The following is a 22,445-nucleotide window of genomic DNA, read 5'->3' as shown; positions in this document are numbered from 1 at the left end:
TCGTTTCCAGTCCTTGGCCAGAAAATAACAGCTCTTGCCAGGCAATACACGAGAAAAAATGAGAGGAACCTCGGGTATATATCGATTCACTACACTGTCCAGAAATACAAAATCATGAGGATTGATGCCATCAGCCATTGCAGCAAAGTCGCAATGCCCGCGGCGAGGATAACCAACGCGGGCTCGCCCCTTTACCACCGAACCGTCTCAACGTCAGTCTGCGGCGATAAAATTATTTCCCGACTAACTTGTCCCGTACGCGCTCGAGCTTTCCGCGCACTTCTTTTGCCAGGGTCGTGACCATGGGATCACCGGTGAGCTTCAAAACCGCAATCGGATCCATGAATCCCACGTTGATCTTTTTATCCGGCTGCTCGCGCACCACCACACAATTTCGTCGGGAACGAAATTGGGCGCGCGTCGCGCGCCCGAAGGGCGCGGACCATGGAAGGTCCGCGTCATTGCAGGGCAGCAGCAGGCCGATATCCGGATCGGCCGTGAGGGCCTTGTGTGCAAGTGGGGGATTGCACGCGCCGAGGATGCGGTAGGGTGGTCCGTCGACGTTGAGCTTCGCCTTCATCGTCGCCTGCACGTCGATATCGGTCAAGACGCCACAATTCTGCCGGGAGCAGAATTGGACGCGCTTCAGCGCGCCCCGAAGGGGTGCGCGCCAGGGATGGCGCGCATCAAAGCCTTCACTCTTGAGCGCCTCGGTGACGCGCTTGACCGTGTTGTCGAAACTGTCCTGTAACATTATATTGAATCCGTACATGATTACTCCTTGCTTTTGTTTAAACAGATCACTTCTTTCCCGCGTCGCTCAGCAGATATTTGATCAGCGCGGCGATCACCAAAATGACAATGATCCAGATGGCAATGCCCATTAGCGGGTCTCCTTGGGATAACTGCTGCGATTAAAATCGACCGGCCGCTCAGCTTTCCGGCAAGGCAGATTGTACCGTGGCTTCGCGCCAGCGGTCATAGACATCCGGCGGCCATAAGGCTTGATACCAATTGATAATATCGCCGATATCGCTCTCGCTCAGTCTTCCGCTCCAACCCGGCATGACGGCGGTTCCGTGGCGACTTGCCCCTTTTTTGATGATCGCGATCATTTCCTGCTTGCGGCGCTTCCATGCATTGCCGGTACCGTTCAGCGGAGGAGCGGCGACAACCTTGGGGTTGCTCCAGTCCGGATGGCCCTGCGCCTCCGGGCCATGGCAGAGCGCGCAATGCTCCTGATACAGGCGCGCCCCGCGGACCAGGCTCTCGGGAGAAAAACGCCGGTCATGGGCGGAGTCGGATTCCGCGCCGGTCGGGGTTTCCGGTTTTTGCTTGCCGCAGGAACTGATCAGCAACGCAAACATCACGATAGCCATGATCAGTTTCATGCTTTGGACACCAGCGCACGTGTGGCTTGCCAGTTATGATAATCGGGATGACGTTTAATTAAAATCAAGCCGGCGAGCTGGCTGACTTCCACGGGCACCGACGAGAACTGAATTAGCTTTAAGAATTTCCAAAGTTTACTTACCATCTCCCGAGTTTCAGAACCAGAAGCGCAAGCCTCCCATGATGCGCGTTTCATTTGTCCGTTTTCCCGCCGCACGGATAAAATCGGCGGTACCGCCGAAATTCCCGACCCGCTCGACCCCGAGGTAAGGGGCGAATTCACGCCGGACTTCATACCGCAAACGCAGGCCGGCCGTCAGGTCGGATAAGCCGGAGCCGGTCTCACGCGCGGTATCGCGCTTGCCGTAGAAATTGGCTTCTATTCGGGGTTGCAGGACGAGCTTCTGCGTCAACAGCAGTTCGTATTCCGCCTCGACGCTCAGCGCCGTGCGACCCTGCTCTCCGGCGAAACCAGTGATATCCATTTCAAACCAGTAGGGAGCCAAACCCTGGACGCCGAAGGCCAGCCAGGTTCGGCTCGGCGCTTCGCCGCTGTCATGGCGCACGCCCAGTTGCGTATCCCAATAAGCCGTCACCGCATGCCCCCATAGTAGCTGCGAGTGGGCGTCCTGGAGCTTGCCGTCATCCACGTCACCTTCGGCTTTGAGTACGGCGCGGTCGTATGTCCGGCCAAACCAGGCCTGCAGGTCATAGACCGTGGACGAGTTGTCGCGCGTGCGCACCCTTTCCAGCCGATCCATCCACAGCGATCCGAAATTGTGCTCGTCCGCCATCCGCAGCGGCCGGGCCGGATCGAGGGTATAGCCCCCGGAATAGGCATGCGGGTCGCGGGCGTCGGGCGGGGCCGAACCGCCCTGCATGGAACCGTGATCCATGCCACCCATGTCTTGGTCTGCAGTCGGTGCCGTCCCTGACTTGGTGCCGTGATCCATCTTGGTCGCTCCCGACATCCTGTCTTCCGCGACACTTGTACGTCCCTGTACGTCGCTATGGTCCATTTCCGGCATCGGCGGGGCCGTCGGTTCCTGCGCCCACGCGCTGGAAATCCCGAACAGCGTCACGGCGGCGATAAAAATCGTTCTGCTATTCATCATTTCGTTCTCCGTTGTTCGATGTACCGCATTCATGCCACCACCTCCGTCAGCGCATTGCACACATCGCTGCCGTGGTGTCGGTGGTCGGTGGCATTCGCCACGGTTGCATCCCCACGCTGCGCGTGGGGCCCCTGCGCCCTGCTCATGCCACCACCACTTCGCGGAACATGCCGGCATCCATATGCAGCAGCAAATGACAGTGCCAAGCCCACCGGCCCAAGGCATCGGCGGTAACGAGAAAGCTCACACGCTGCGCCGGCTGCACATTAATGGTGTGCTTGCGCACCTGAAAACGCCCGTCAGGACTTTCCAGTTCGCTCCACAGGCCGTGCAAGTGCATCGGATGAGTCATCATGGTGTCGTTGACGAGTAGCACGCGCAGCCGCTCGTTGTGGCGGAAATGCACCGGCGTGGATTTACCGAATTCCAGTCCGTCGAACGACCATGAATAACGCTCCATATTGCCGGTGAGGTGCAGCTCGATTTCCCGCTCCGCTGTTCGCCGGTCTATCGGTCCGCCGAGGGTGTGCAAATCTGCATAGGTAAGTACGCGCCGGCCGTTGTTGCGCAGACCGATGCCCGGGTCGTCCAGGTTGGTGCGCGGCGTGTCCACGCGCATGTCGACGCTCGGACCGTACTCGGTCCTGGCATGACGCACGCGTGCGGTGCCGGCACCCACGTCCATGCCGCCGTGGGCGCTGTGATCCATCGCGCCCATGCCACCGCCCATGTCGCCCATCATGTCACCCATGGTGAGTGGCTCGGGCGCGTCCGGCGCGGGCGCCGCCGCCGTCATGCCGGCACGAACCGCCAAGGTGCCGCGGGCGAAGCCGGTGCGATCCATGGACTGGGCGAAGATCGTGTAGGTCTCGTCCTGGGGCTGGACGATCACGTCATAGGTTTCGGCCACGCCGATACGGATTTCATCCACCGTGACCGGGTCGACGTTTTGGCCGTCGGCCTGAACCACGGTCATCTTGAGCCCGGGGATGCGTACGTCGAAAAAGGTCATCGCGCCGGAGTTGATGAAGCGCAACCGCACCTTATCGCCCGGGCGGAACAGGCCGGTCCAGTTGCCGGCCGGCGTGACGCCGTTCATGAGATAGGTGTAACCGTAGGCGGAGATGTCGGCCAGATCGGTCGGGTTCATGCGCATCTGGTTCCACATGCGCCGTTTCGCCAGGGCGGCCGATACGCCGTCCCGGGACACATCACGGAAGAACTCGACCGCCGTCGGCTGGTTGAAATTGTAATAATCGCTTTGCGCCTTGAGTTTGGTGAGCACCCGCATCGGGCTTTCATCGGTCCAGTCGGACAGTTGCACGACGTATTCGCGGTCGGCGTGGATCGGATCCTTGCCGGGCGGATCGATAACGATGGTGCCGTACATGCCGGTCTGCTCCTGCATGCCGGAATGGGAGTGGTACCAGTAGGTGCCGGTCTGCGCGACCTTGAAGCGATAGGTGAAGGTCTCGCCGGGACGAATGCCCGGGAAGCTGATGCCCGGCACACCGTCCATTTGGTACGGCAGCAGAATGCCGTGCCAGTGAATGGAGGTGTCCTCGGCGAGCCGGTTGGTGACTCGCAGCGTCACGGTATCGCCCAAACGCCAGCGCAAGACAGGTCCCGGGATCGCGCCGTTGATGGTGGTGGCCATGCGCGGGCTGCCGGTGAAATCGACCGGCGTTTCCGCTAGCGTGAGATCGAACTCGGTGCCGGTGAGCACCGGGGCGCTGCCCGTGGCGGTGCCGGCCGCGCGCGCCCAGTCCGGCTTGAGCCAGGGTGCCATTCCCAGCACGACACCGCCGGCGGCCAGGCCCCGGAGAAATTGCCGGCGCGGCCGATTCATCAAATCACGACGTTTAGACATATCGATCTCCCGAATACATGAAAGCAAAAAACTGATGATTCGCCGTACGTAACGACACGACGCGCTATGGCGCCGTCAACAATCGAAAATCACAGGGAGAGTGAACGCGGGGGACGGTCGGGTGACGCGATGAGAACGAATGAATACAGCCGGGACAGAACCGGCGTTGTTACCGGATGCGAATGGACGTGCAGCGGTTGGACCAGGGAAACCGCGCCGAAACAATTCGCACAGCCGGCACAGCACGGACCGGCGCAGGCAGCGTGCGCGGTGCACGGCTTCGACGGTTGATCCGCCTGGACCGGCCCGCCCGCGCCGTGGTCACCGCCATGCGAAACATGCGCGGCGTGCGCCCCGTCGCTCCCGGCCCCGGTGGCCAATGCCGACGCCAGTGGCGCAAATACCACGCTCACGGCCAACAGGAGCGTCAGCGCACGTTTAATGAAATAGGAGTGAAGCATGCGTCGAACTTTAACAGATACCGTTTCCGGCAAACATGTCCTCGGTACGACCGTGGTCCGGCGCCGGAAGTTCCCGCCGTCGAGCGCCGCCGGACACGTCAGCCAGCGGGGATTTTCGCATCCGAGCCGTTTTCGATATTATTCAGGCGCTTGAGCCAACCGGCTGCGCGGAGTCATCCGCACGCACCGGCCGCATCGTTCAGGAGTGCCGCATGAAAGAGCCCGGATACGCCAGCGAAATCGACGCCATCGACGATCTGCGCCGGCGCGGCTATACCGCCAATTTCCAGATCCGCGACAATACGCTGAGCGAAGTCACGAGCGGCCGCATGTTCCGGCCCGGCGAACTGGTCATCGTGGAGCACCATCGCTTCGAGGGCGCGAGCGATCCCGAGGACATGTCGGTGGTGTACGCCATCGAAAGTGATGACGGCGTGCGTGGCATCGTGGTGGACGCCTTCGGTGTCTATGCCGATCCCGCGCTCGCGGTCTTTCTGAAAGGTATCAAAAAGCGGGAGCATGTCTAACCGCGAACGCGTTATATTTCCAACCCCATTTGCCCGCTCACCCGGCAAGCCGCTTCGGCGCCCCGCGTCGCATCGGCGCTGTTCCAAGCTTGCAGTAACCAGCCGGCCGCATGTTATGTCCCCGTAGACATGTACATACACATTCTATAATATGTACATATCGTGCATGGAGTCGCCGTCATGAGCCAGATTTCCCTCACTACCCTGCGTCAACAATTGTTCAAGGTGGTTGACCGCATCATCAAGACCGGTGTCCCGGTCGAAATCAGTCGTCGTGGGCACAAACTGCGCATCGTGCCCGTAGTGAAAACCAGCAAGCTCGCGCGCCTCACGCCGCACAAGGCCATCGTCGGTAACCCCGAAGACCTCGTTGAGTTCAAAGCAGGAAAATGGCGAAAAGGAAGGAATCTCTAGCCTATCTCGACACGCACGTCGTTGTCTGGCTTTATGACGCGCTCACCGACCGCCTGAGCCAGGCCGCGGCCGAAGCCATCGAAGACAACGATCTGGTTATCTCATGGATGGTCGAGCTCGAACTGCAATTCCTCCACGAGATCGGCCGCGTTCGCGTCAAGCCGGCCGAAATCATCCGGCACCTCTTGACCCGGATCGGCCTGCGGCTGTCCGACGTCAACCTTGAGCGGATTGTCCGCGCGGCGGCGGAGATGGACTGGACGCGGGATGTCTTCGACCGCCTGATCGCCGCGGAATCGGCAGCGATGGATATTCCGTTGATCACCAAAGACAGATCGATACGCGCCCACCACAAGCTGTCTATCTGGTAAGTCTACCGCGGCATCATCTTCACCGCCGTGGACGGGATGAAAGTCGCCGAGGCCGTGGCACAAAAAATCATTCAACGTAGGTTGGGCTGAACGCCGGTGAAGCCCAACTTCGAACCGTAAGCTTGCTTGTTGGGGTTCATTACATTCACATCAACCTACAAGCAACTGTCAGGCATTAATTGCTCGAAGCTCTGTAATTGCTCCACGCAGCACAAACAGCGCTGATCGAAGAAAGAGCGCGGCGAGTGCCAGGCCAACCAGAATGTCGGGCCAACCTGAACGGGTAAGCCATACTCCCACGGCGGCAAACAACACCGAGACATTCGCAATGATGTCGTTGCGAGAACACAACCAAACTGAAGTCATGTTTATGTCATCGGCTCGATGCCGCCAGAGCAAAACAAAACAAATACTATTCGCGACAAGCGCCAGCAGGCCAATTACACCGATGGCCTCGAATACTGGAACGTGCGGGAAAACGATCTTGTAAACTGCTTGCCCAAGAACGAAAAAACCAAAGGCCGCCATGATGCCGCCTTTGAACAGGGCTGCATTGGCCTTCATTATTGCGCCGCGCGCAACAACGTAAATGCTGAAGCCGTAGACCAGTGCATCACCCAGCATATCCAGCGAATCCGCAACCAGCGAGACGGAACCAACAACTAGTCCCGCTGTGAGTTCTACTACGAACATGACAGCATTAATACCCAGCACTATCTTAAGCGTCGAGCTTTGGCGATTACGAAGCGCCTCGATCTCGCAAGCTTTGTCGTTGCAACAATCAGCCATTGTCTGTCCTGAAAAATGTCTAATAATGATATAGCTGAATCAAGCTCCGTAATTAAAAAGACGAAATGCCGTGTCGCTGGTCGCTTTCCCAGGAACAAGGACTACCTGACAGCGCGCGTACCGGTTTCGCCGCCGGTCAGCCGCGTCAGGGCTTCGCGATATTTTTCCGCGGTCTTCGCAATGACTGCCGCAGGCAGTTTGGGCGCCGGGGGCTTTTTGTCCCACCCAAGACCCTCGAGGTAATCGCGCACGTATTGCTTGTCGTAGCTCGGGGGACTTGAGCCCGGTTTGTAGGAATCCGCCGGCCAGAAGCGCGAGGAGTCGGGCGTCAGCACTTCATCGATCAGCGTAAGCGTGCCGTTATCGTCCAGGCCGAATTCAAATTTGGTATCGGCAATGATGATCCCGCGCGTCAGCGCATAGGCGGCGCATTCCTTATATATGGTCAGGCTCGCGTTCTTTACCTTCTCCGCCATGTCCCGGCCCAGGAGTTCGGCAGCCTTTTCGAAACTGATGTTCTCGTCGTGCTGCCCGATATCCGCCTTGGTGGAAGGGGTGAACAGCGGCTCGGGCAGTCGATCCGCTTCCTTGAGACCCGCCGGCAATTGAATACCGCACACGGTACGGCTCTGCATGTATTCCTTCCAGCCGCTCCCCGCAAGATAGCCGCGCACCACGGCCTCCACCGGCAACGCCTTGAGTTTCTTCACGATGATGGCGCGACCTTCCACCTGTTTGCGTTCGCCGGGATCCTTGAGGACCGAGGCAAGCGGTATGTCGGTAAGCTGATTCGGGATCAAGCTATGCGTCCGCGCGAACCAGAAATTCGACATCGCGGTCAACACCGCGCCCTTGCCGGGAATGGGGTCGGGCAACACCACGTCGAATGCGGACAGCCGGTCGGTCGTGACGATCAGCAGATGCTGGTCGTCGACATCGTAAATATCGCGCACCTTTCCCCGATTGCGCAGCCGCAAGCTGTTAATGTCAGACTGAAACAGTGTTTCCGGCATGGTCCACCCCGAGCGATGAATCGAAAAAAGGCGATTCTAACCGTTCGGGCCGACAGGCACTATACGGATAGCGCTACCGGTACTTAATCTTAAAAACCAGAATCGTCAGCGATAATCCGAGCGTCAAAGCATTTGCGAAGATTACCGGCCAGGCTTCTATCTGGATGCCATAGAACAGCCACAACAGCACCCCTAAGCTGAAAATCGCGAACATGCCGGAGGAAATGTCGCGCGCGTGTTTTGATTTCCAGATCTTGACGACTTGGGGAACGAAGGCCACCGTGGTCAGGGTACCGGCCAGGAGGCCGAGTGTATTGGCAGATTCCAGGTTCATTTTTATTGCTCCAAGACCAATGGCGGGATTGTACCTGTTCCTCAGGCGCGCCGGCGGGCGCCGCTGTTGCGCTTCAACCTTCAAGCCCCAATCGCTGATGCCACTCGGCGATGGATTCTTCCGGGTACTCGTCGAACTTCCTGTCGCGCTTGCCGGCAAGGACCGGCACCCAGTTCGCTTTCGATCCCAGCATCACGTGCGTGCGCTCGGGCGGAACCGGAAGATCGGTGTCGATCGCCGAGGCGAACGGATGCACCAGCTCCGGCCACTGCGGGTCCCAGAGCCACAGCGCGCTGCCGCATTTCTTGCAGAAATGCCGGCGTCCCGTGCTCTTGGTGATTTTCCCGGTGGCTTCGTCGCGCAGCCGTGCGCGGTAGACGGAAATATTTGCCTTGCCCGTAACCTTCATCGTTTTGTAGTGGCCGCTGAGGTTGATGGCATAGCCCCCTCCGCCCGCAGTCTTGCGGCAGATCGAACAGTAACAAAGATTGAACGGATACGGGTGCGGCGACTGGACGGTGAATCTGACGCTCCCGCAGTGGCATGATCCCTTGAGTTCCATGGGTAATCTCCCGGCATTCGTTCGTCAGAACCAGGGCTTAGCCTACACCTCCAAGGGTTGATTTCGTATTGTCAGCGGAACATGGTTGGCGGCGGTGAAGAAACAGCTTTCAATCGAGGCCGAACGGCGCCGAGGAGACCGGCGCGCGGGGATCAATCCGTGAGCGACTGGTAAACGGCGCGCGCAAGCGCGAGCAATTCGGGCTTGTCCACGTCGCCCGAGAGGGCGTAACCGAGCGGGCCGTCGACCCAGTAAAAGGTGCCGACACTGTCGGCGTGCAGGTAGCTGAAACCGCTGGTTACGTTGCTCCCGACGCCGCGGCGGATATAGAGCGTGATGCGCCGGCCATTCGGCTTCTGATACATGAACTGCGCAGCCATGAGATCGGTCGAAGGCAGCAGCCGCCCCCCGACGAGCGCATATCCCTGGGCCGCGAGGCTCGGTACCTTCAACGGCGTCTCCAGTCTGCGCGACAGCCACTTGACCAGGTGTTGCTCGTCTTCGGCGGTCACTTCCACCGGATGCAGCTTTTCGACGGCGAAGACGCGGTGCGCGTACACCGCCGGCTGCGCGAGCAACTGCCGCGGGCCCGGTTCGACGGATAACACGGCGGGCTTCAGGACCCAGCCGAGCACGGCGCCCAGCGCCACCCAGCCGAACACCGCCGCGACGCGCCACGGCCGGCGCCGCGGACGCGGCGTCACGCGCAATTGCGGCGGCAGGGGTTCGGACAACACCGGGTCGTAGAGCGCGCGCAAACCCTGGTTGAAGTCACGGTAAGACTTCACCTGCGCCACCGCCCCGGGGTTTTCAGCGAGGTAGGCCGCGACCTCCTGACGCCGCTCCGGGTTCAGCTGGCCGTCGACGTAGGCATGCAGGTCGGCTTCGGTAATGGGCGTGCGATAGTTCATTTGATTCTCCGCAGGGTCACTTCGGCACCTCCCTCGAGCGCGCGGCGCAGCCGCTCGCGCCCCCGCGCCAGGCGCGACATCACGGTGCCCTCCGGCACGCTCAGGATCGTCGCGACCTGCTGGTAACTCAGGCCCTCGAGCGCGACCAGCAGCAGGATTTCGCGCTGGTCCGGATGCAGCCGCGAGAACGCGCGTTCGAGTTCCAGCAGCGACACGGGATCGGCCGCGGGCGGCGCGGCGATTTCCTCGATTTCTTCCGGCGCCTGCGCGAACGTCGCCTCGTGGCCCGCGCGCCGCAGCCGGTTGACGTAAAGATTATGCATGATGGTGAACAGCCACGCGCGCAAATCGGAATCGTGCCGCCACAGCCGCTGGCGGCTCAGCGCACGTTCCAGACAATCCTGGACCAAGTCGTCGGCGGCGGCGACGTCGCCGCGCAACAGCGCGCGCGAATACCGCCGCAGCCGCGGTATGTGTTCAACAACCTGCTGTTCGATGCTCTGCATGCGTGGCCACCTTCGACACCACTTTAGCGAGCTCGGCTCCCTCCGGCTAGAGCCCGGCCCGGTCATGGTGCGCGGCAGCTTTACCGTCGCGGACTGCGAGCCGGAATTCACGGTCTGTCCGGATCTCCGATCCGCTAATACTTCAGCCTTCGGGGGTCCCGCTCGCCCCCAGGGATGGCATACATGGAGTAAACGCTTGAACGAGCGCTTTATTCCCTGACTGCCTGCCCTCCGCGGCAGCACCAGCAATATCGGAGATTGAACGGGTACGGATGTGGCGACGGGACGGTGAATGTGACGCTCCTGCCGTGGCATGATCCCTTGAGTTCCACCGGTAATCTCCCTAACCTTCGACCCGTCAACCTCGAGCCTTTACCTGCACCACAATAACTTGGCATCGCCGCCCGCTCGCAGGCCGCGGCGCGCGCGTCGGCGTCTTCGGCCGCGTGGGTCGCGTCACCCTGCGCGATGCCTGCGCCACATCTTGTACACCGTGTCACACAACCAGGCGACGGCGAAGCATATCCACGCCGTCAACAGCACGTGGGAAAGAAAATGCGCGCCGCGCACGATCTGCGTCAGCCCCGTCAGGGCACCCAGCACCAGGCTGAAGGCCAGCGCGGAAAGCGCCGCCGTGCGATCGACACCGCGCAATGCGACATAACCGGCGAGCCAGACGAATCCGGACGCGGCATGGCCGCTCGGGGCGCAGCGTCCGGAGCCGGGATTCAGGGGCACAGCATCGAAGAACCGGAAATAGTCGGCGCTTCCGCCAAACAAGTTCAACTCCCAGGGGCAGCTGTGCGCGGAAAGGGCGCGCAGGGATGACACGGTGAGCGAGGCCAGCAACGCAACCGGGAGTGTAAAGCCGATGGCGCGGCGCAGCGGCTGCCGGGAAGGCCGACGTCGAAGGCTTACCCACCACAGCAGGAGCGCGAACCATACGGCCACACTCAGGTACTTGAGTCCCGTATGCATGATCGCCGCCCAGAAGGGCTGGTCGCGCAGCGGAAACTGGCGTGCGGCGGGATCATAGAAAAGCCCCGTCAGCGCGTGATCGAGCGGGGTGTGACGCGCGAGCAGGATGATCAACGCCAGGGCCCCGACCAGCCACCACAGTTCGCGCAGCGGCCGTGACACGGCAGTGGCCAGGCGCGCGGGTTGGCGCACGTCAGTAGCCCGGCGCCATGAGTTTACGGTACTTGAACGCCGCGGACGCCGTCTGATAGTACGCGATGGCCTCATCGCGCAGCGTTTCATTGATCGGTATGGGCGTTGCTTCCAGTGTTTTCGGATCGATTTTGAAACTCTCGATTTTGCGCTTGGGCTTGAGCACGGTAAGGATGTCCTGCTTGTAGTAACCGAGCGACTGGTAATTGCTGACGAACGCCCGCTCTCCCGTCAGCTCCTGTTCGTGAACCGGATTGCCGAAATAATGATCGTCGCCTTCCACCCCGAGAATGGCGAAGATGGTGGGCGGCACGTCGATCTGGGAGACCAGGCGCGAAAAGTGGCCGGGCCTGACTATCTTGGGTCCATAGAGAATGAGCGGGATATGGTATTTCGCCACCGGCAATTCGGTCTTGCCGGAGACCGAGGCGCAGTGATCGGCAATGACGACGAACAGCGTGTCGTCGAACCAGGGATGGCGCCGCGCCTGCTCGATGAACTGGCCGATGGCGAAATCCGTGTACTTGACCGCGCCTTCACGCCCGCCGGGCGAGGGAATGTCGATGCGCCCGTCCGGATAGGTATAGGGACGGTGATTGGAGGTGGTCATGATGTGCATGAAAAACGGCTTGCCGTTATTTCCGGCCTTGTCGAGCAGGGGTAAAGCGTTGTTGAAAAGAACTTCGTCGGCCACGCCCCAGACGTTCTCGAAGGTCACCGATTCTTTCGGGAAATCCGTGCGGTCATGGGTGACGTAGTCGTTGCCGGCGAAATACGCGTTCATGTTGTCGAAGTAGCCGTAACCGCCGTACACAAAAGAGGTCGCAAAACCCAGATGCTCGAGCAATTCGCCGATCGTGATGAGATGCTCGTTGCTGGGCCGGCGCACGATGGCCTGCCCCGGCACCGGCGGCGTGCCGAGCGACAGCGCCTCGAGACCGCGCACCGTGCGCGTGCCGGTGGCCAGCACCCGGTCGAACTGCACGCCGTGGCGCGCCAGCTCGTCGAGCCGGGGCGTCAGGCCCTGGCGCGAGCCGTAGACTCCGAGATACTCCGCGGACAGGCTTTCGACCGTGATCAGCACCACGTGGCGCGGACGCCGGAGCAGGAAATCGGGGGTGGGTTCCTGTGCCTCGGGAACCGAATGGCGCTTTTTAAGCACGACGGAAAGCGGCACGCGCTCGACGCCGAGGTCATACAAGATGCGGTCCGCGCGCGCCTGCGGCATCGTCGCATACCAGCGCTCGTAGTCGAGCTCGTTGCGCCGGAACGCGCTAGCGAATGAAAACAGACCGTTCCCGGAAAGCTCCTCGACAAAATTATTTCCGTGGCCGTACATCTGGTCGATGTTCGCGAACAAACCGCTGGCGAGCGGCAGGAGTATCGCGGCCAGCAGCAGGTGGCGGCGCGCGCCGCGCGCCAGACGCACGCTGAACGCCAGCGCCAGCGGGCCGCGCAGCGCCCAGGTCAAGAGGGCGGCCAGCACGGCAACCGCCAGCAGCAAAGGCAGAACAGGATAAGACTCGCGGATGTTGCCGATCACCTCGCGGGTGTAGACGAGATAATCCACCGCGATGAAATTGAAACGGGTTTCGAACTCGATCCAGAACAGCAGTTCGGCCAGCGCATTGAACAACAGCGCCGCCGTCACAAACCAGAACACCCCGTAGCGCACCCAGCGCTGCCAGCCCGCCGGGCGCCAGCGGTTACCGAACGCGGCTTCGTACAACAGGAACGGCACCAGCAGGTAACACAGGACGGCCACGTCGAACCACACTCCCACGGCCAGGAAACGCGGCCAGCCGGACAGCGGGACGCTGTCCATGCCCGTGTAGAGCGCCAGAACGATCCGGGTGGTGGTGAAGATACCGAGCGCGACCAGCACCAGCAGCGCGATGAACAACAGCAGCCCTCTTTCCGCCAGCCACGCGGCCGATCCTCGCGGATTTCCTTGCATTATTCTATTGTCTCCGAAACAGCGGCCATCGCCGTCGAAGAGCGATCGCTAAAAACACAATTATCCACGAAAGGAGGAACCCCCGCATGAGCATCAGGCCGTACCGCATCGAAGGCGGAAAGCCGGTCGGTGGCGACGATAAGCAAGTGCCGGTCAATGATGTGCCTCCGGCATGCTTGGATTTCCGGGTTTTAAGGACTTGTGGCACGAAAGCCAGGGTAGTCAGGGCGCCGGCAACGAGAACCAAGATATTGGCGTAATCCACATATAATGATCCGGTTATGAAGTTTTGAACTCCAAAGGCACGCCTGGCCGCGGCGATCCGAAATGGAGACCGTAGCCACCGGTTTTGCATGTGGTAACTGAAGTGGAATATTCTTGCATCATGGACACAACGAAGTCCCCGGACTCTCGAGTCGAAATTTCGCGGGCACTCCCAAACAAGGGCGCCACGGCTAACCGTGTTGCCGAAATAATCATTACCGTGCTAGCGAGCGTTTTTGCCACCCACGCGGTTTCGGCGCAGATGTTCGACGTACCATCGGCGGAAAACGGGCTCGTGGGTAAAATCACGGTGGTGCGGGCGCACCAGGAGGACACGCTGTCCGACATCGCCCGCGCTAACTTCGTCGGTTTCAACGAAATCGTGCACGCCAATCCGCGGGTCGACCCATGGCTGCCCGGCGAAGGAACGGGCGTCATCGTTCCCACGTGGCATATTCTCCCGGACACGCCGCAGAGCGGTATCGTGCTCAACCTCCCCGAGATGCGGATTTATTATTACCCGCCACCGCAAAACGGAAAACCGGCGAAGGTCATGACATTTCCCGTGAGCATCGGCCGGATGGATTGGTCAACACCCCTGGGGCTGACACGCGTGACGGCCAAGGTCGTTAATCCGCCATGGTATCCTCCCGCCTCGGTCAGGGCCGAACATGCGGCGGAGGGAGATTACCTGCCCGCCATGGTCCCGCCCGGCCCCGACAATCCGCTCGGAGAATATGCCATACAACTCGGTATTCCGGGTTACTTCATTCATGGAACGAACAAGCCATACGGAATTGGCATGCGCGTGACACACGGGTGCGTGCGGATGTATCCGGAAGATATTCGCTTGCTGTTCAGTGAAGTGCCAATAGGAACGCCGGTACGGATCGTCAATCAGCCTTACAAGGCCGGTTGGAATCGCGGCGTGCTTTACTTCGAAGCGCATCCGCCACTTGAAAAGCTTGATACCGGCGCGAGTCGCAACCTTACTCCGGCGACGCGCGTGGTGGTCGACGCCACCAACCGGCAATCAGCGCGTGTGGACTGGGAGCGGGTGACCCACGCGGCTGTCGAGACGCGTGGTGTTCCCGTGGCTATCTCGCACTAACTTACTTTTGCACCGACTTCTTGAATGCGCGATCAATCTTTTCGTTGGTCTGCATGGCGGCGGCCTTGGCCTCTTCGGCCGCGCGGCGCGCGGCCTCGGCGGCGGCACGGGCAGCGGCGGCTTCTTCTTTCGCCGAACGGGCGAGGGCGGCCGCGTCCAAGGCGGCGCGGTTCGCTTCATCCGCCCTGTTCATGGCGTCTTGCGCCAATTTTCCCGAGTCATCCGTGGGTGTTGAGGCGCAGCCAGCCCCGAGAACAAGGGCGAACAATGCCGCTGGAAGTCCGAATGCACGAAGTGCGGTGAAAGTCATAAAGTATTCCTCCTAATTAAATTAAATTTCTGCAGAAAGTCAATTACTACGTCCTGGGTCTTACACGGCACGGCTGCCATTTCACTGTGCCAGATCGAACACCATTTCCGTGGGTTTGTATATTTTTCCCCAAGTGTAAGGCCTAGTCTACCGATATACGGTACATGCGCCAATGCGCGATTTTCGACTTTTATAATCCAGGTGGCTTGGCGCTGGAAAAACTTCTTCTGAAATGTCGATATACCGCAAATTCACCGCATGCGTGGTGGTGACTGGCCTCCCTGGTAATCCGTATCCTCGTTAGCCGAACACGGTCTGCGCCCCGGAGTGCCGGAGCTATCTCCGATCAGCGCGCGCGGGAATCCGCCACGCCGCGAAAGATCACCATGGCGGTGCCCTGCGTCTGCCGGTACCGATCGTAACCCACCAGGCGCACGTGATTTTCCGGGTAAGCCCGCAGACAGGCTTCGGCTTCGGACAGAATCTTCTGGACATCGGATTCGCCGAACAGCGGCAGCTTCCACATGGACCAGTAGCGTTCGCGGGCATTTTCCGGCTTGGCATGCTCTATGGCCGGATCCCAACCGCGCCTGACGATGTATTCTACCTGCTTGCGGATTGCATTCGTCGTCAGCGCCGGCAAATATGAAAATGTCTCGAATCTCCTGGCGGATGAATCGGTGAGATTGGAGTTGGAGTCATTGATTTCGCGCACCACGGATTCCTCAATCGAAAGTTCATGCCACATCGAGCTTGTCGACGGTGTCGAACTCGAATTTGATTTCTTTCCACGTATCCATGGCGGCCTTGAGCTCGGCACAGGATCGCGCGGCCACGGTGAGAATCTCCTTGCCCTCCTTTTCGACGGCACGCCCCTCGTTGCGCGCGGCCACGCAGGCCTCAAGCGCCACCCGGTTCGCGGTCGCGCCGGCGGCGTTTCCCCACGGGTGGCCGAGCGTGCCGCCGCCGAACTGGAAAACCGCATCGTCACCGAAGATCGCCAACAGGGCCGGCATGTGCCACACATGGATGCCGCCGGAGGCAACCGCGAACACTCCCGGCATCGTGCCCCAATCCTGGTCGAAGAAAATTCCGCGGCGACGGTCTTCCTCGATGTATTTTTCACGCAGCAGGTCGATCCACCCCAGCGTGGAGGCTCGATCGCCCTCGAGCTTGCCCACCACCGTTCCGGTATGCAGGTGATCGCCGCCGGAGAGACGCAGGGCCTTCGCCAAGACCCGGAAATGGATGCCGTGGTGCGGATTGCGGTCGAGCACCGCGTGCATGGCGCGGTGAACGTGCAGCAGCACGCCATGCTCGCGGCACCAGTTGGCGAGTCCGGTGTTGGCGCAAAATCCTCCGGTCAGATAATCGTGCATGATGATCGGCGCGCCCAGCTGCCTGGCGTATTCCGCGCGTTGGTACATCGCTTCCGGAGTCGGCGCCGTGCAGTTCAGATAATGGCCCTTGCGCTCGCCGGTTTCCTGCTCGGCCTGGCGGACTGCTTCCATGACGAACTCGAAACGATGCCGCCAGCGCATGAACGGCTGGCTGTTGACGTTTTCATCGTCCTTGGTGAAATCCAGGCCGCCGCGCAGGCATTCGTACACCGCGCGGCCGTAATTTTTCGCCGACAACCCGAGCTTGGGCTTGATGGTGCAACCGAGCAGCGGACGGCCGTACTTGTTCAATTTGTCGCGTTCAACCTGGATACCGTGCGGCGGACCGCCGCAGGTCATGACATAGGCCAACGGGAACCGCACATCCTCGAGACGCAGCGCGCGGATGGCTTTGAAGCCGAACACGTTGCCGACCAGCGAAGTGAACACGTTCACCACCGAGCCTTCCTCGAACAGATCGATGGGATACGCGACGAAGGCGTAACAGCAGGTGTCATCGCCCGGGACATCCTCGATCCGGTAGGCGCGCCCCTTGTAATGTTCCAGGTCGGTCAGTAAATCCGTCCACACCGTGGTCCAGGTACCGGTGGAAGACTCGGCGGCCACGGCGGCCGCCGCCTCTTCACGCGCTACCCCCGACTGCGGGGTGATCTTGAAGCACGCCAGGATGTCGGTGTCCCGTGTCCTGTAGTCCGGCTCCCAATAGGTCTCGCGATACGCTTTGACGCCCGCCTGGTAAGTTTTCATTTTGCCCGCCATACACTTCCCTCGCTGAATAATGGCCATGCGATGTGGAGTTTCAAATTGCCCTCCGACCCGTGGGGCCGGCAGGACACAACACAGCGTAGCCCTGTCTTGCCATAAATAACATTCATGATATTTTGTGTTTATAATAAGCTATTACTTATGATAAATCGCTGGGGGTTCTTTGCACCTTACACTGCGGCAACTCAAGGTTTTCGAAACCGTGGCACGGCATCTGAATTATACCCGCGCCGCCCGGGAGTTGTTTCTGACTCAACCCGCCGTGTCCATGCAGGTACGACAACTCGAGGAGGCGCTGGGCGTCCCCCTGTTTGAGCAGCTTGGAAAACGCATACACCTCACCGAAGCGGGACGCGAGGCATTGACGTACGCGCGCGCCATTCACCTGCAGCTCGATGAGCTTGAGACGGTGCTGAACCACCTCAAAGGCTTGAGCGGTGGACGGCTGCGTCTCTCGGTCGCTTCAACGGCAAATTACTTCATCCCGGCGCTGCTCGGGGAGTATTCTCGCCGCTATCCGCAGGTAACGATCAGCCTCGAAGTCACCAACCGCGAGACGCTCTTGCGCCAGCTTGCCGAAAACACGGTGGATCTCGTCATCATGGGACAGCCGCCTGACGGGCTCGACGTCGAAGCGCATGCCTTCATGGAAAACCGGCTGGTGATTGTCGCTACGCCGAATCATCCGCTGGCGCGGGAAAAGCGGATTCCGCTGACGCGGTTGCAAGACACGGTGTTTCTCGTCCGCGAGCCGGGATCGGGCACCCGCAGCGCCATGGAACGTTTCTTCAGCGAACACGGCGTGCGGATCAAGACCGGCATGGAAGCTGGCAGTAACGAAGCCATCAAGCAAGGTGTGCAAGCGGGGTTGGGCCTTGGGTTGCTGTCACGTGCGACCATCGATCAGGAGCTGGCGCTGAAACGCCTCGTGGTGCTCGATATCCGGGACTTACCGATCATACGCCACTGGTATGTCGTACACCGGCGTGGCAAACGCCTCTCGGCCGCCGCTCAGGCGTTTAAAATTTTCATTCTCGAAGAAACACACACCGCAACGCGGGACATGAAGCGTTCACAGGGGAAATCCGCGAAGGCCCGCCGTCACTGATCCGGCTGTCGATGTGCTTGCGTGTGTGTGACGGATTGGCACAGTTCACACATGGTTCCAGCTCGCCCTTGGCATAGCGGTTGGTCATGGCATCGAGCGAAAACGCCCTGATTTTCGAGGCCTGTCCGGCGCAGCCAAAAGACTCATAGCGCGCCTTGCAGATTTCTTTCATGGCTTTGGTCGCGACGGCAAGCTACCGAAGAAGGTTTGTCCCCCGGAATCAAGAATGACGCACACTCATTGACCGCCTATCGTCGGGCGGTTAGTCTGTGCTTGCTTGGTTCCGCCTTCACGGGCGGAGGTAAGAGGGAATCCGGTGTCAATCCGGAACGGTCCCGCCGCGGTAACGGGGACAGGCTGCCACAAACGCCACTGGGCTAGACCCGGGAAGGCGTGTCAGCGGTGACGCCATCGGCGTCACACCCGAAGTCCGAAGACCTGCCAAAGCGCCAACACAGCCTGCGATCCTCGTGAATTGGGATGTCAGGACGTCGCCACGTAATTACCCGTTGTTGGGGAATGCGCGTTGTCGTCCGCCGCTCCTCTTTCCGCTTCGACCCCGAGCTGTTTTTTCTTTAACTCTCCCGGCGAGACCCGGGCAAACGGAGCAATCATGACGACGGTACATATTCTGGGTTTCCCGCGCATCGGCGCGGGACGTGAACTCAAAACCGCTGTGGAGAGTTACTGGAAGGGCGAGAGTCCGCGGGCGGAGCTGGTACAGACCGGACGCGAACTGCGCGCACGCCATTGGCGGCAACAAAGGGACGTGGGTCTAGATTTCGTTACGGCGGGCGACTTCTCGTTCTATGACCAGGTGCTCGACATGAGTGCGACGCTCGGCGCCGTGCCGCCGCGTTTTGAATGGCCGGGCGGAGACGTCGATCTCGACACCTATTTCCGCATGGCGCGTGGTACCGCACCTAGCGGCAAGGCCACGCATGCCTGCGAGATGACCAAGTGGTTCGATACCAACTATCACTATATTGTCCCGGAGTTTCAGCCGGACCAGGGCTTTTGCCTGGCCTCCCACCGGCTGTTCGACGAGGTCGCCGAGGCCAAGGCACTGGGTTACCGCGTCAAACCGGCGTTGGTCGGCCCACTCACCTATCTGTGGCTCGGCAAAGCCAAGGGAGGCGATTTCGATCGTCTCGATCTGCTCGATCGCCTGCTGCCGGTGTATCGGGAAATTCTTGCGCGCCTCGGCGCCATGGGCGTGGCATGGGTGCAGGTAGACGAGCCGGCGCTGGTATTGGACTTGCCGGAAAAATGGCGCGCGGCCTACACCCGCACCTATGAAGCGCTGCGAGATACGCCGGTAAAACTTCTGATCGTCACGTATTTCGAAAGCTTGGGCGCCAACATCGCCATAGCCTGTCGCCTGCCGGTAGCCGGGCTACACATCGATCTCGCGCGCGGCGCGAGCCAACTCGACGCGGTGCTCGCGGAGCTGCCAACGAACAAGATCCTCTCTCTCGGAGTGATCGACGGGCGCAATATCTGGCGCGTCGATCTCGATCACGCTCTGGCGATCTTGAGGCGTGCCGCGGACGTGCTCGGCGAACGCTTGTGGCTCGCCCCGAGCTGTTCGCTGCTGCACGTGCCGGTGGACCTCGAGCGCGAGGACAAACTCGATGCGGAACTAAAATACTGGCTCGCCTTTGCGACGCAGAAAATGAACGAGCTGAGCGTGCTCAAGGCGGCGCTCGAAAACGGCGCGAACAGCGTGCTCGAGGAGATGGAGGCGGTCCGCGCCGCGCGCCGGACACGCCTAAGCTCGGTGCGCATACGCAACCCGCGGGTGCGACAGCGCGCGGCTTCCCTGGCCGCTAAAGATGAGCACCGCACGAGTCCCTTTGCGCAACGGCACGCGGCGCAGCAGCAGCGCCTCAAGCTACCGCCGTACCCAACCACCACCATCGGCTCATTCCCACAGACCGCGGACATCCGCGCCCCGCGGCGCGACTTCAAGGCCGGGCGCTTGAGCGAAGCGCAATACAAAGAAAAGATGTGCGCCGAGATCGCGCTCGCCGTGAGCAAACAGGAACAGATCGGCCTCGATGTGCTGGTGCACGGCGAGGCCGAGCGCAACGACATGGTCGAGTATTTCGGCGAGCAGCTCGAGGGCTTTGCCTTCACCCGCCATGGCTGGGTGCAGAGCTACGGCTCGCGCTACGTCAAGCCGCCAATCGTCTACGGCGACGTGTCGCGCCCTGGGCCGATGACAGTCGAGTGGGCCGTGTACGCGCAGTCGCTCACCCGCAAACCCATGAAGGGCATGCTCACCGGCCCCGTGACCATCTTGCAGTGGTCGTTCGTGCGCGACGACCAGCCGCGCGCCGACACCGCGTTGCAAATCGCACTCGCTATCCGCGATGAGGTGCGGGACCTGGAAGCGGCCGGTATCAAGATCATCCAAATCGACGAGCCGGCGCTGCGCGAAGGCCTGCCGTTGCGCGCTGCCGACCGTCCGGTCTATCTCGCCTGGGCAGTTCGCGCGTTCCGCATCGCCGCGAGCGGCGTACGCGACGATACCCAGACCCACACTCACATGTGCTACGCCGAGTTCAACGACATCATCGAGGCGGTCGCGGCGATGGACGCCGACGTCATTACCATCGAAACGTCACGCTCGGACATGGAATTGCTCGATGCCTTCGTCAACTTTAAATATCCGAATGAGATCGGCCCGGGCGTCTACGATATCCACAGCCCGCGCGTGCCGGACACGGACGAGATGGTGCGGCTGATGCGTAAAGCGCGCCGCGTGCTGCCGCCCGAGCAACTGTGGGTCAATCCCGATTGCGGTTTGAAGACACGCGGCTGGCCGGAGGTCGAAGCGGCGCTCGCCAACATGGTGGCGGCGGCGCGGGTGTTGCGAACAGCGCCCCCGCAAGCCGAAAACTAATGGACCGGGGTGCACGCCAGGCTCGTTGGGCCCGGCGTGCGCATTGTGCGGTTAGTCCCAGCTCAGTGCACCGCCGGTTTGATACTCGATGACGCGGGTCTCGAAGAAGTTTTTCTCTTTTTTCAGATCCAGCATCTCGCTCATCCATGGGAAAGGATTGGTGATCCCTTGATACTGCACCGGCAGGCCGATCTGCTGGCAGCGGCGGTTGACGATGAACTTGAGGTAGTCGTCGAACATGGTGACGTTGAGTCCTAACACGCCGCGCGGCAGGGTGTCGACGGCGTAGCGGTGTTCCAGTTCGACGCCCTTGCGGATCAACCCGATCGCTTCTTGCTGGAACGACTCGCTCCACAGGTGCGGGTTTTCCAGTTTGATCTGGTTGATGACGTCGACGCCGAAGTTCAAGTGCATGGACTCATCGCGCAGGATGTACTGATACTGCTCCGCCGCGCCGGTCATCTTGTTCTGGCGGCCGAGCGCCAGGATCTGCACGAAACCGACGTAGAAGAACAACCCCTCCATGATCACGGCGAAGCCGATCAACGCGCGCAGCAATTTCTGGTCGTTCTCGGGCGTGCCGGTGTGAAAGTCGGGATCAGTCAGCGTTTGAATGAATTCGAGCAGAAATTCGTCCTTGGCGCGGATGCTGGGGATTTCATGATAGGAGTTGAAGATCTCACCCTCGTCCAGCCCCAGGCTTTCGACGATGTACTGATAGGCATGGGTGTGGATCGCCTCCTCGAACGCCTGGCGCAGCAGGTATTGGCGACACTCTGGATTGGTGATATGGCGATAGGTGCCGAGCACGATGTTGTTGGCGGCGAGCGAATCGGCGGTGACGAAAAAGCCGAGGTTGCGCTTGACCAGGCGCCGCTCGTCTTCCGTCAGCCCGTTCGCGCTTTTCCACAACGCGATGTCGCGGCTCATGTTGATCTCCTGCGGCATCCAGTGGTTGGCGCAGGCGGCGAGGTACTTCTCCCACGCCCATTTGTACTTGAACGGCACCAGTTGGTTTACGTCCGCTTGGCAATTGATGATGCGCTTGTCCTCCACGCGAACGCGCCCGAGGTTCTCCCCGTTATTGTTCCGAGCGAACGCGGGCAGGTTGGGGTTGGGCTGCAAGCCGGCGCCCTTGGGCGCGGCGGGAATGGCATCGTCAAACGTCAGCATGTTGTATTCCTCCG

Annotated in this window: 24 protein-coding genes, 1 pseudogene and 1 riboswitch; of the genes and pseudogenes, 6 read left to right on the top strand and 19 right to left on the bottom strand. The window is 60.6% G+C overall.

Translation table 11 applies throughout. The features are described from left to right. Positions 1-232: 232 nt before the first annotated feature. From WD823_RS01955 to WD823_RS01935, 5 genes are all read right to left on the bottom strand, one after another. A complete protein-coding gene (locus WD823_RS01955; protein ID WP_368427787.1) occupies positions 233-772 on the bottom strand; it encodes a DUF302 domain-containing protein in 540 nt (179 codons plus the stop codon). Positions 773-932: 160 nt separating this feature from the next. Beyond that, positions 933-1,391, bottom strand: a complete 459-nt coding sequence (locus WD823_RS01950; RefSeq protein WP_368427786.1) for a cytochrome c — start codon at positions 1,389-1,391, stop codon at positions 933-935. A gap of 156 nt (positions 1,392-1,547) precedes the next feature. Continuing rightward, complete coding sequence (locus tag WD823_RS01945) at positions 1,548-2,504, bottom strand: copper resistance protein B (protein ID WP_368427838.1); 957 nt, start codon at positions 2,502-2,504, stop codon at positions 1,548-1,550. Between the two features lie 145 nt (positions 2,505-2,649). Next, positions 2,650-4,377 (bottom strand): copper resistance system multicopper oxidase, encoded by a 1,728-nt coding sequence (locus tag WD823_RS01940; RefSeq protein ID WP_368427785.1) that lies wholly within the window; start codon positions 4,375-4,377, stop codon positions 2,650-2,652. A gap of 89 nt (positions 4,378-4,466) precedes the next feature. After that, positions 4,467-4,838, bottom strand: a complete 372-nt coding sequence (locus tag WD823_RS01935; RefSeq protein ID WP_368427784.1) for a hypothetical protein — start codon at positions 4,836-4,838, stop codon at positions 4,467-4,469. Positions 4,839-5,050: 212 nt separating this feature from the next. On the opposite strand from WD823_RS01935, the gene WD823_RS01930 reads away from it, so the two are divergent. From WD823_RS01930 to WD823_RS01920, 3 genes are all read left to right on the top strand, one after another. After that, entirely contained in the window at positions 5,051-5,365 is a 315-nt protein-coding gene (locus WD823_RS01930) for a phosphoribosylpyrophosphate synthetase (RefSeq protein ID WP_368427783.1), read from the top strand. Positions 5,366-5,545: 180 nt separating this feature from the next. Next, on the top strand, positions 5,546-5,779 hold the full coding sequence (locus WD823_RS01925; protein WP_368427782.1) for a type II toxin-antitoxin system Phd/YefM family antitoxin: 234 nt from the start codon (positions 5,546-5,548) through the stop codon (positions 5,777-5,779). After that, positions 5,755-6,150 (top strand): type II toxin-antitoxin system VapC family toxin, encoded by a 396-nt coding sequence (locus WD823_RS01920; RefSeq protein ID WP_368427781.1) that lies wholly within the window; start codon positions 5,755-5,757, stop codon positions 6,148-6,150. The genes WD823_RS01925 and WD823_RS01920 overlap by 25 nt, the downstream gene beginning before the upstream one ends. Before the next feature lie 168 nt (positions 6,151-6,318). On the opposite strand, the gene WD823_RS01915 is transcribed toward WD823_RS01920, so the two are convergent. The 9 genes from WD823_RS01915 to WD823_RS01875 form a co-directional block, all read right to left on the bottom strand. Further along, the gene (locus WD823_RS01915; RefSeq protein WP_368427780.1) at positions 6,319-6,939 is read right to left on the bottom strand and encodes a cation transporter; all 621 of its coding nucleotides are present in this window, start codon (positions 6,937-6,939) and stop codon (positions 6,319-6,321) included. 101 nt (positions 6,940-7,040) lie between these two features. Beyond that, positions 7,041-7,952: a phosphoribosylaminoimidazolesuccinocarboxamide synthase gene (locus WD823_RS01910; RefSeq protein WP_368427779.1), complete on the bottom strand. Its 912-nt coding sequence runs from the start codon at positions 7,950-7,952 to the stop codon at positions 7,041-7,043. 73 nt (positions 7,953-8,025) lie between these two features. Beyond that, positions 8,026-8,286, bottom strand: a complete 261-nt coding sequence (locus WD823_RS01905) for a SemiSWEET transporter (protein ID WP_368427778.1) — start codon at positions 8,284-8,286, stop codon at positions 8,026-8,028. 73 nt (positions 8,287-8,359) lie between these two features. Continuing rightward, on the bottom strand, positions 8,360-8,848 hold the full coding sequence (locus WD823_RS01900) for a GFA family protein (RefSeq protein ID WP_368427777.1): 489 nt from the start codon (positions 8,846-8,848) through the stop codon (positions 8,360-8,362). A gap of 152 nt (positions 8,849-9,000) precedes the next feature. After that, positions 9,001-9,759 (bottom strand): anti-sigma factor, encoded by a 759-nt coding sequence (locus WD823_RS01895; protein ID WP_368427776.1) that lies wholly within the window; start codon positions 9,757-9,759, stop codon positions 9,001-9,003. Continuing rightward, positions 9,756-10,265 (bottom strand): sigma-70 family RNA polymerase sigma factor, encoded by a 510-nt coding sequence (locus WD823_RS01890; protein WP_368427775.1) that lies wholly within the window; start codon positions 10,263-10,265, stop codon positions 9,756-9,758. Before WD823_RS01890 ends, WD823_RS01895 begins: the two co-directional genes overlap by 4 nt. Before the next feature lie 456 nt (positions 10,266-10,721). Continuing rightward, positions 10,722-11,435 carry a phosphatase PAP2 family protein gene (locus WD823_RS01885; protein ID WP_368427774.1) on the bottom strand — a complete coding sequence of 238 codons (714 nt, stop codon included), beginning with the start codon at positions 11,433-11,435 and terminating at the stop codon, positions 10,722-10,724. Between the two features lies 1 nt (position 11,436). Continuing rightward, complete coding sequence (locus WD823_RS01880) at positions 11,437-13,392, bottom strand: LTA synthase family protein (RefSeq protein ID WP_368427773.1); 1,956 nt, start codon at positions 13,390-13,392, stop codon at positions 11,437-11,439. 4 nt (positions 13,393-13,396) lie between these two features. Continuing rightward, the gene (locus WD823_RS01875; protein ID WP_368427772.1) at positions 13,397-13,747 is read right to left on the bottom strand and encodes a PQ-loop domain-containing transporter; all 351 of its coding nucleotides are present in this window, start codon (positions 13,745-13,747) and stop codon (positions 13,397-13,399) included. Between the two features lie 30 nt (positions 13,748-13,777). On the opposite strand from WD823_RS01875, the gene WD823_RS01870 reads away from it, so the two are divergent. Continuing rightward, entirely contained in the window at positions 13,778-14,767 is a 990-nt protein-coding gene (locus WD823_RS01870) for a L,D-transpeptidase family protein (protein ID WP_368427771.1), read from the top strand. Between the two features lies 1 nt (position 14,768). Here the strand turns inward: WD823_RS01870 and WD823_RS01865 are convergent, their stop codons facing one another. The 3 genes from WD823_RS01865 to WD823_RS01855 all read right to left on the bottom strand — a co-directional run bounded on the left by WD823_RS01865 (position 14,769) and on the right by WD823_RS01855 (position 17,236). Then, positions 14,769-15,077, bottom strand: a complete 309-nt coding sequence (locus WD823_RS01865; protein WP_368427770.1) for an Lpp/OprI family alanine-zipper lipoprotein — start codon at positions 15,075-15,077, stop codon at positions 14,769-14,771. A 346-nt stretch (positions 15,078-15,423) separates the two neighbouring features. Beyond that, complete coding sequence (locus tag WD823_RS01860; protein WP_368427837.1) at positions 15,424-15,792, bottom strand: ribulose bisphosphate carboxylase small subunit; 369 nt, start codon at positions 15,790-15,792, stop codon at positions 15,424-15,426. 22 nt (positions 15,793-15,814) lie between these two features. Then, positions 15,815-17,236 carry a form I ribulose bisphosphate carboxylase large subunit gene (locus WD823_RS01855; protein WP_368427769.1) on the bottom strand — a complete coding sequence of 474 codons (1,422 nt, stop codon included), beginning with the start codon at positions 17,234-17,236 and terminating at the stop codon, positions 15,815-15,817. A 169-nt stretch (positions 17,237-17,405) separates the two neighbouring features. Here WD823_RS01855 and WD823_RS01850 point away from each other — a divergent pair, with 169 nt between their 5' ends. Continuing rightward, positions 17,406-18,350 carry a LysR family transcriptional regulator gene (locus tag WD823_RS01850; protein WP_368427768.1) on the top strand — a complete coding sequence of 315 codons (945 nt, stop codon included), beginning with the start codon at positions 17,406-17,408 and terminating at the stop codon, positions 18,348-18,350. A gap of 43 nt (positions 18,351-18,393) precedes the next feature. Here the strand turns inward: WD823_RS01850 and WD823_RS01845 are convergent. Continuing rightward, positions 18,394-18,534, bottom strand: a pseudogene (locus WD823_RS01845) (fructose-1,6-bisphosphate aldolase); the annotation flags it as partial. 77 nt (positions 18,535-18,611) lie between these two features. Next, a riboswitch (cobalamin riboswitch) is annotated at positions 18,612-18,811 on the top strand. 152 nt (positions 18,812-18,963) lie between these two features. On the opposite strand from WD823_RS01845, the gene metE reads away from it, so the two are divergent. After that, positions 18,964-21,258, top strand: coding sequence for a 5-methyltetrahydropteroyltriglutamate--homocysteine S-methyltransferase (gene metE / locus WD823_RS01840; RefSeq protein ID WP_368427767.1), 2,295 nt, complete (start codon positions 18,964-18,966; stop codon positions 21,256-21,258). A gap of 51 nt (positions 21,259-21,309) precedes the next feature. Here metE and WD823_RS01835 read toward each other — a convergent pair whose 3' ends face one another. After that, positions 21,310-22,431 (bottom strand): ribonucleotide-diphosphate reductase subunit beta, encoded by a 1,122-nt coding sequence (locus WD823_RS01835; protein WP_368427766.1) that lies wholly within the window; start codon positions 22,429-22,431, stop codon positions 21,310-21,312. Positions 22,432-22,445: the final 14 nt, after the last annotated feature.

It is taken from the genome of Sulfuricaulis sp., from assembly GCF_040901545.1.
In the GTDB taxonomy this organism is placed as follows: Bacteria; Pseudomonadota; Gammaproteobacteria; order Acidiferrobacterales; family Sulfurifustaceae; genus Sulfuricaulis.
The sequence above is the reverse complement of the archived record's forward strand: the minus strand, read 5'-3'. Positions and strand labels throughout refer to the sequence as shown.

What these genes read in the sequence shown, in the direction of transcription:
- WD823_RS01955 (WP_368427787.1), bottom strand. Translation starts at nt 772, where the DNA reads ATGTACGGATTCAATATAATGTTACAGGACAGTTTCGACAACACGGTC.
- WD823_RS01950 (WP_368427786.1), bottom strand. Translation starts at nt 1,391, where the DNA reads ATGAAACTGATCATGGCTATCGTGATGTTTGCGTTGCTGATCAGTTCC.
- WD823_RS01945 (WP_368427838.1), bottom strand. Translation starts at nt 2,504, where the DNA reads ATGAATAGCAGAACGATTTTTATCGCCGCCGTGACGCTGTTCGGGATT.
- WD823_RS01940 (WP_368427785.1), bottom strand. Translation starts at nt 4,377, where the DNA reads ATGTCTAAACGTCGTGATTTGATGAATCGGCCGCGCCGGCAATTTCTC.
- WD823_RS01935 (WP_368427784.1), bottom strand. Translation starts at nt 4,838, where the DNA reads ATGCTTCACTCCTATTTCATTAAACGTGCGCTGACGCTCCTGTTGGCC.
- WD823_RS01930 (WP_368427783.1), top strand. Translation starts at nt 5,051, where the DNA reads ATGAAAGAGCCCGGATACGCCAGCGAAATCGACGCCATCGACGATCTG.
- WD823_RS01925 (WP_368427782.1), top strand. Translation starts at nt 5,546, where the DNA reads ATGAGCCAGATTTCCCTCACTACCCTGCGTCAACAATTGTTCAAGGTG.
- WD823_RS01920 (WP_368427781.1), top strand. Translation starts at nt 5,755, where the DNA reads ATGGCGAAAAGGAAGGAATCTCTAGCCTATCTCGACACGCACGTCGTT.
- WD823_RS01915 (WP_368427780.1), bottom strand. Translation starts at nt 6,939, where the DNA reads ATGGCTGATTGTTGCAACGACAAAGCTTGCGAGATCGAGGCGCTTCGT.
- WD823_RS01910 (WP_368427779.1), bottom strand. Translation starts at nt 7,952, where the DNA reads ATGCCGGAAACACTGTTTCAGTCTGACATTAACAGCTTGCGGCTGCGC.
- WD823_RS01905 (WP_368427778.1), bottom strand. Translation starts at nt 8,286, where the DNA reads ATGAACCTGGAATCTGCCAATACACTCGGCCTCCTGGCCGGTACCCTG.
- WD823_RS01900 (WP_368427777.1), bottom strand. Translation starts at nt 8,848, where the DNA reads ATGGAACTCAAGGGATCATGCCACTGCGGGAGCGTCAGATTCACCGTC.
- WD823_RS01895 (WP_368427776.1), bottom strand. Translation starts at nt 9,759, where the DNA reads ATGAACTATCGCACGCCCATTACCGAAGCCGACCTGCATGCCTACGTC.
- WD823_RS01890 (WP_368427775.1), bottom strand. Translation starts at nt 10,265, where the DNA reads ATGCAGAGCATCGAACAGCAGGTTGTTGAACACATACCGCGGCTGCGG.
- WD823_RS01880 (WP_368427773.1), bottom strand. Translation starts at nt 13,392, where the DNA reads ATGCAAGGAAATCCGCGAGGATCGGCCGCGTGGCTGGCGGAAAGAGGG.
- WD823_RS01875 (WP_368427772.1), bottom strand. Translation starts at nt 13,747, where the DNA reads ATGCAAAACCGGTGGCTACGGTCTCCATTTCGGATCGCCGCGGCCAGG.
- WD823_RS01870 (WP_368427771.1), top strand. Translation starts at nt 13,778, where the DNA reads ATGGACACAACGAAGTCCCCGGACTCTCGAGTCGAAATTTCGCGGGCA.
- WD823_RS01865 (WP_368427770.1), bottom strand. Translation starts at nt 15,077, where the DNA reads ATGACTTTCACCGCACTTCGTGCATTCGGACTTCCAGCGGCATTGTTC.
- WD823_RS01855 (WP_368427769.1), bottom strand. Translation starts at nt 17,236, where the DNA reads ATGGCGGGCAAAATGAAAACTTACCAGGCGGGCGTCAAAGCGTATCGC.
- metE (WP_368427767.1), top strand. Translation starts at nt 18,964, where the DNA reads ATGACGACGGTACATATTCTGGGTTTCCCGCGCATCGGCGCGGGACGT.
- WD823_RS01835 (WP_368427766.1), bottom strand. Translation starts at nt 22,431, where the DNA reads ATGCTGACGTTTGACGATGCCATTCCCGCCGCGCCCAAGGGCGCCGGC.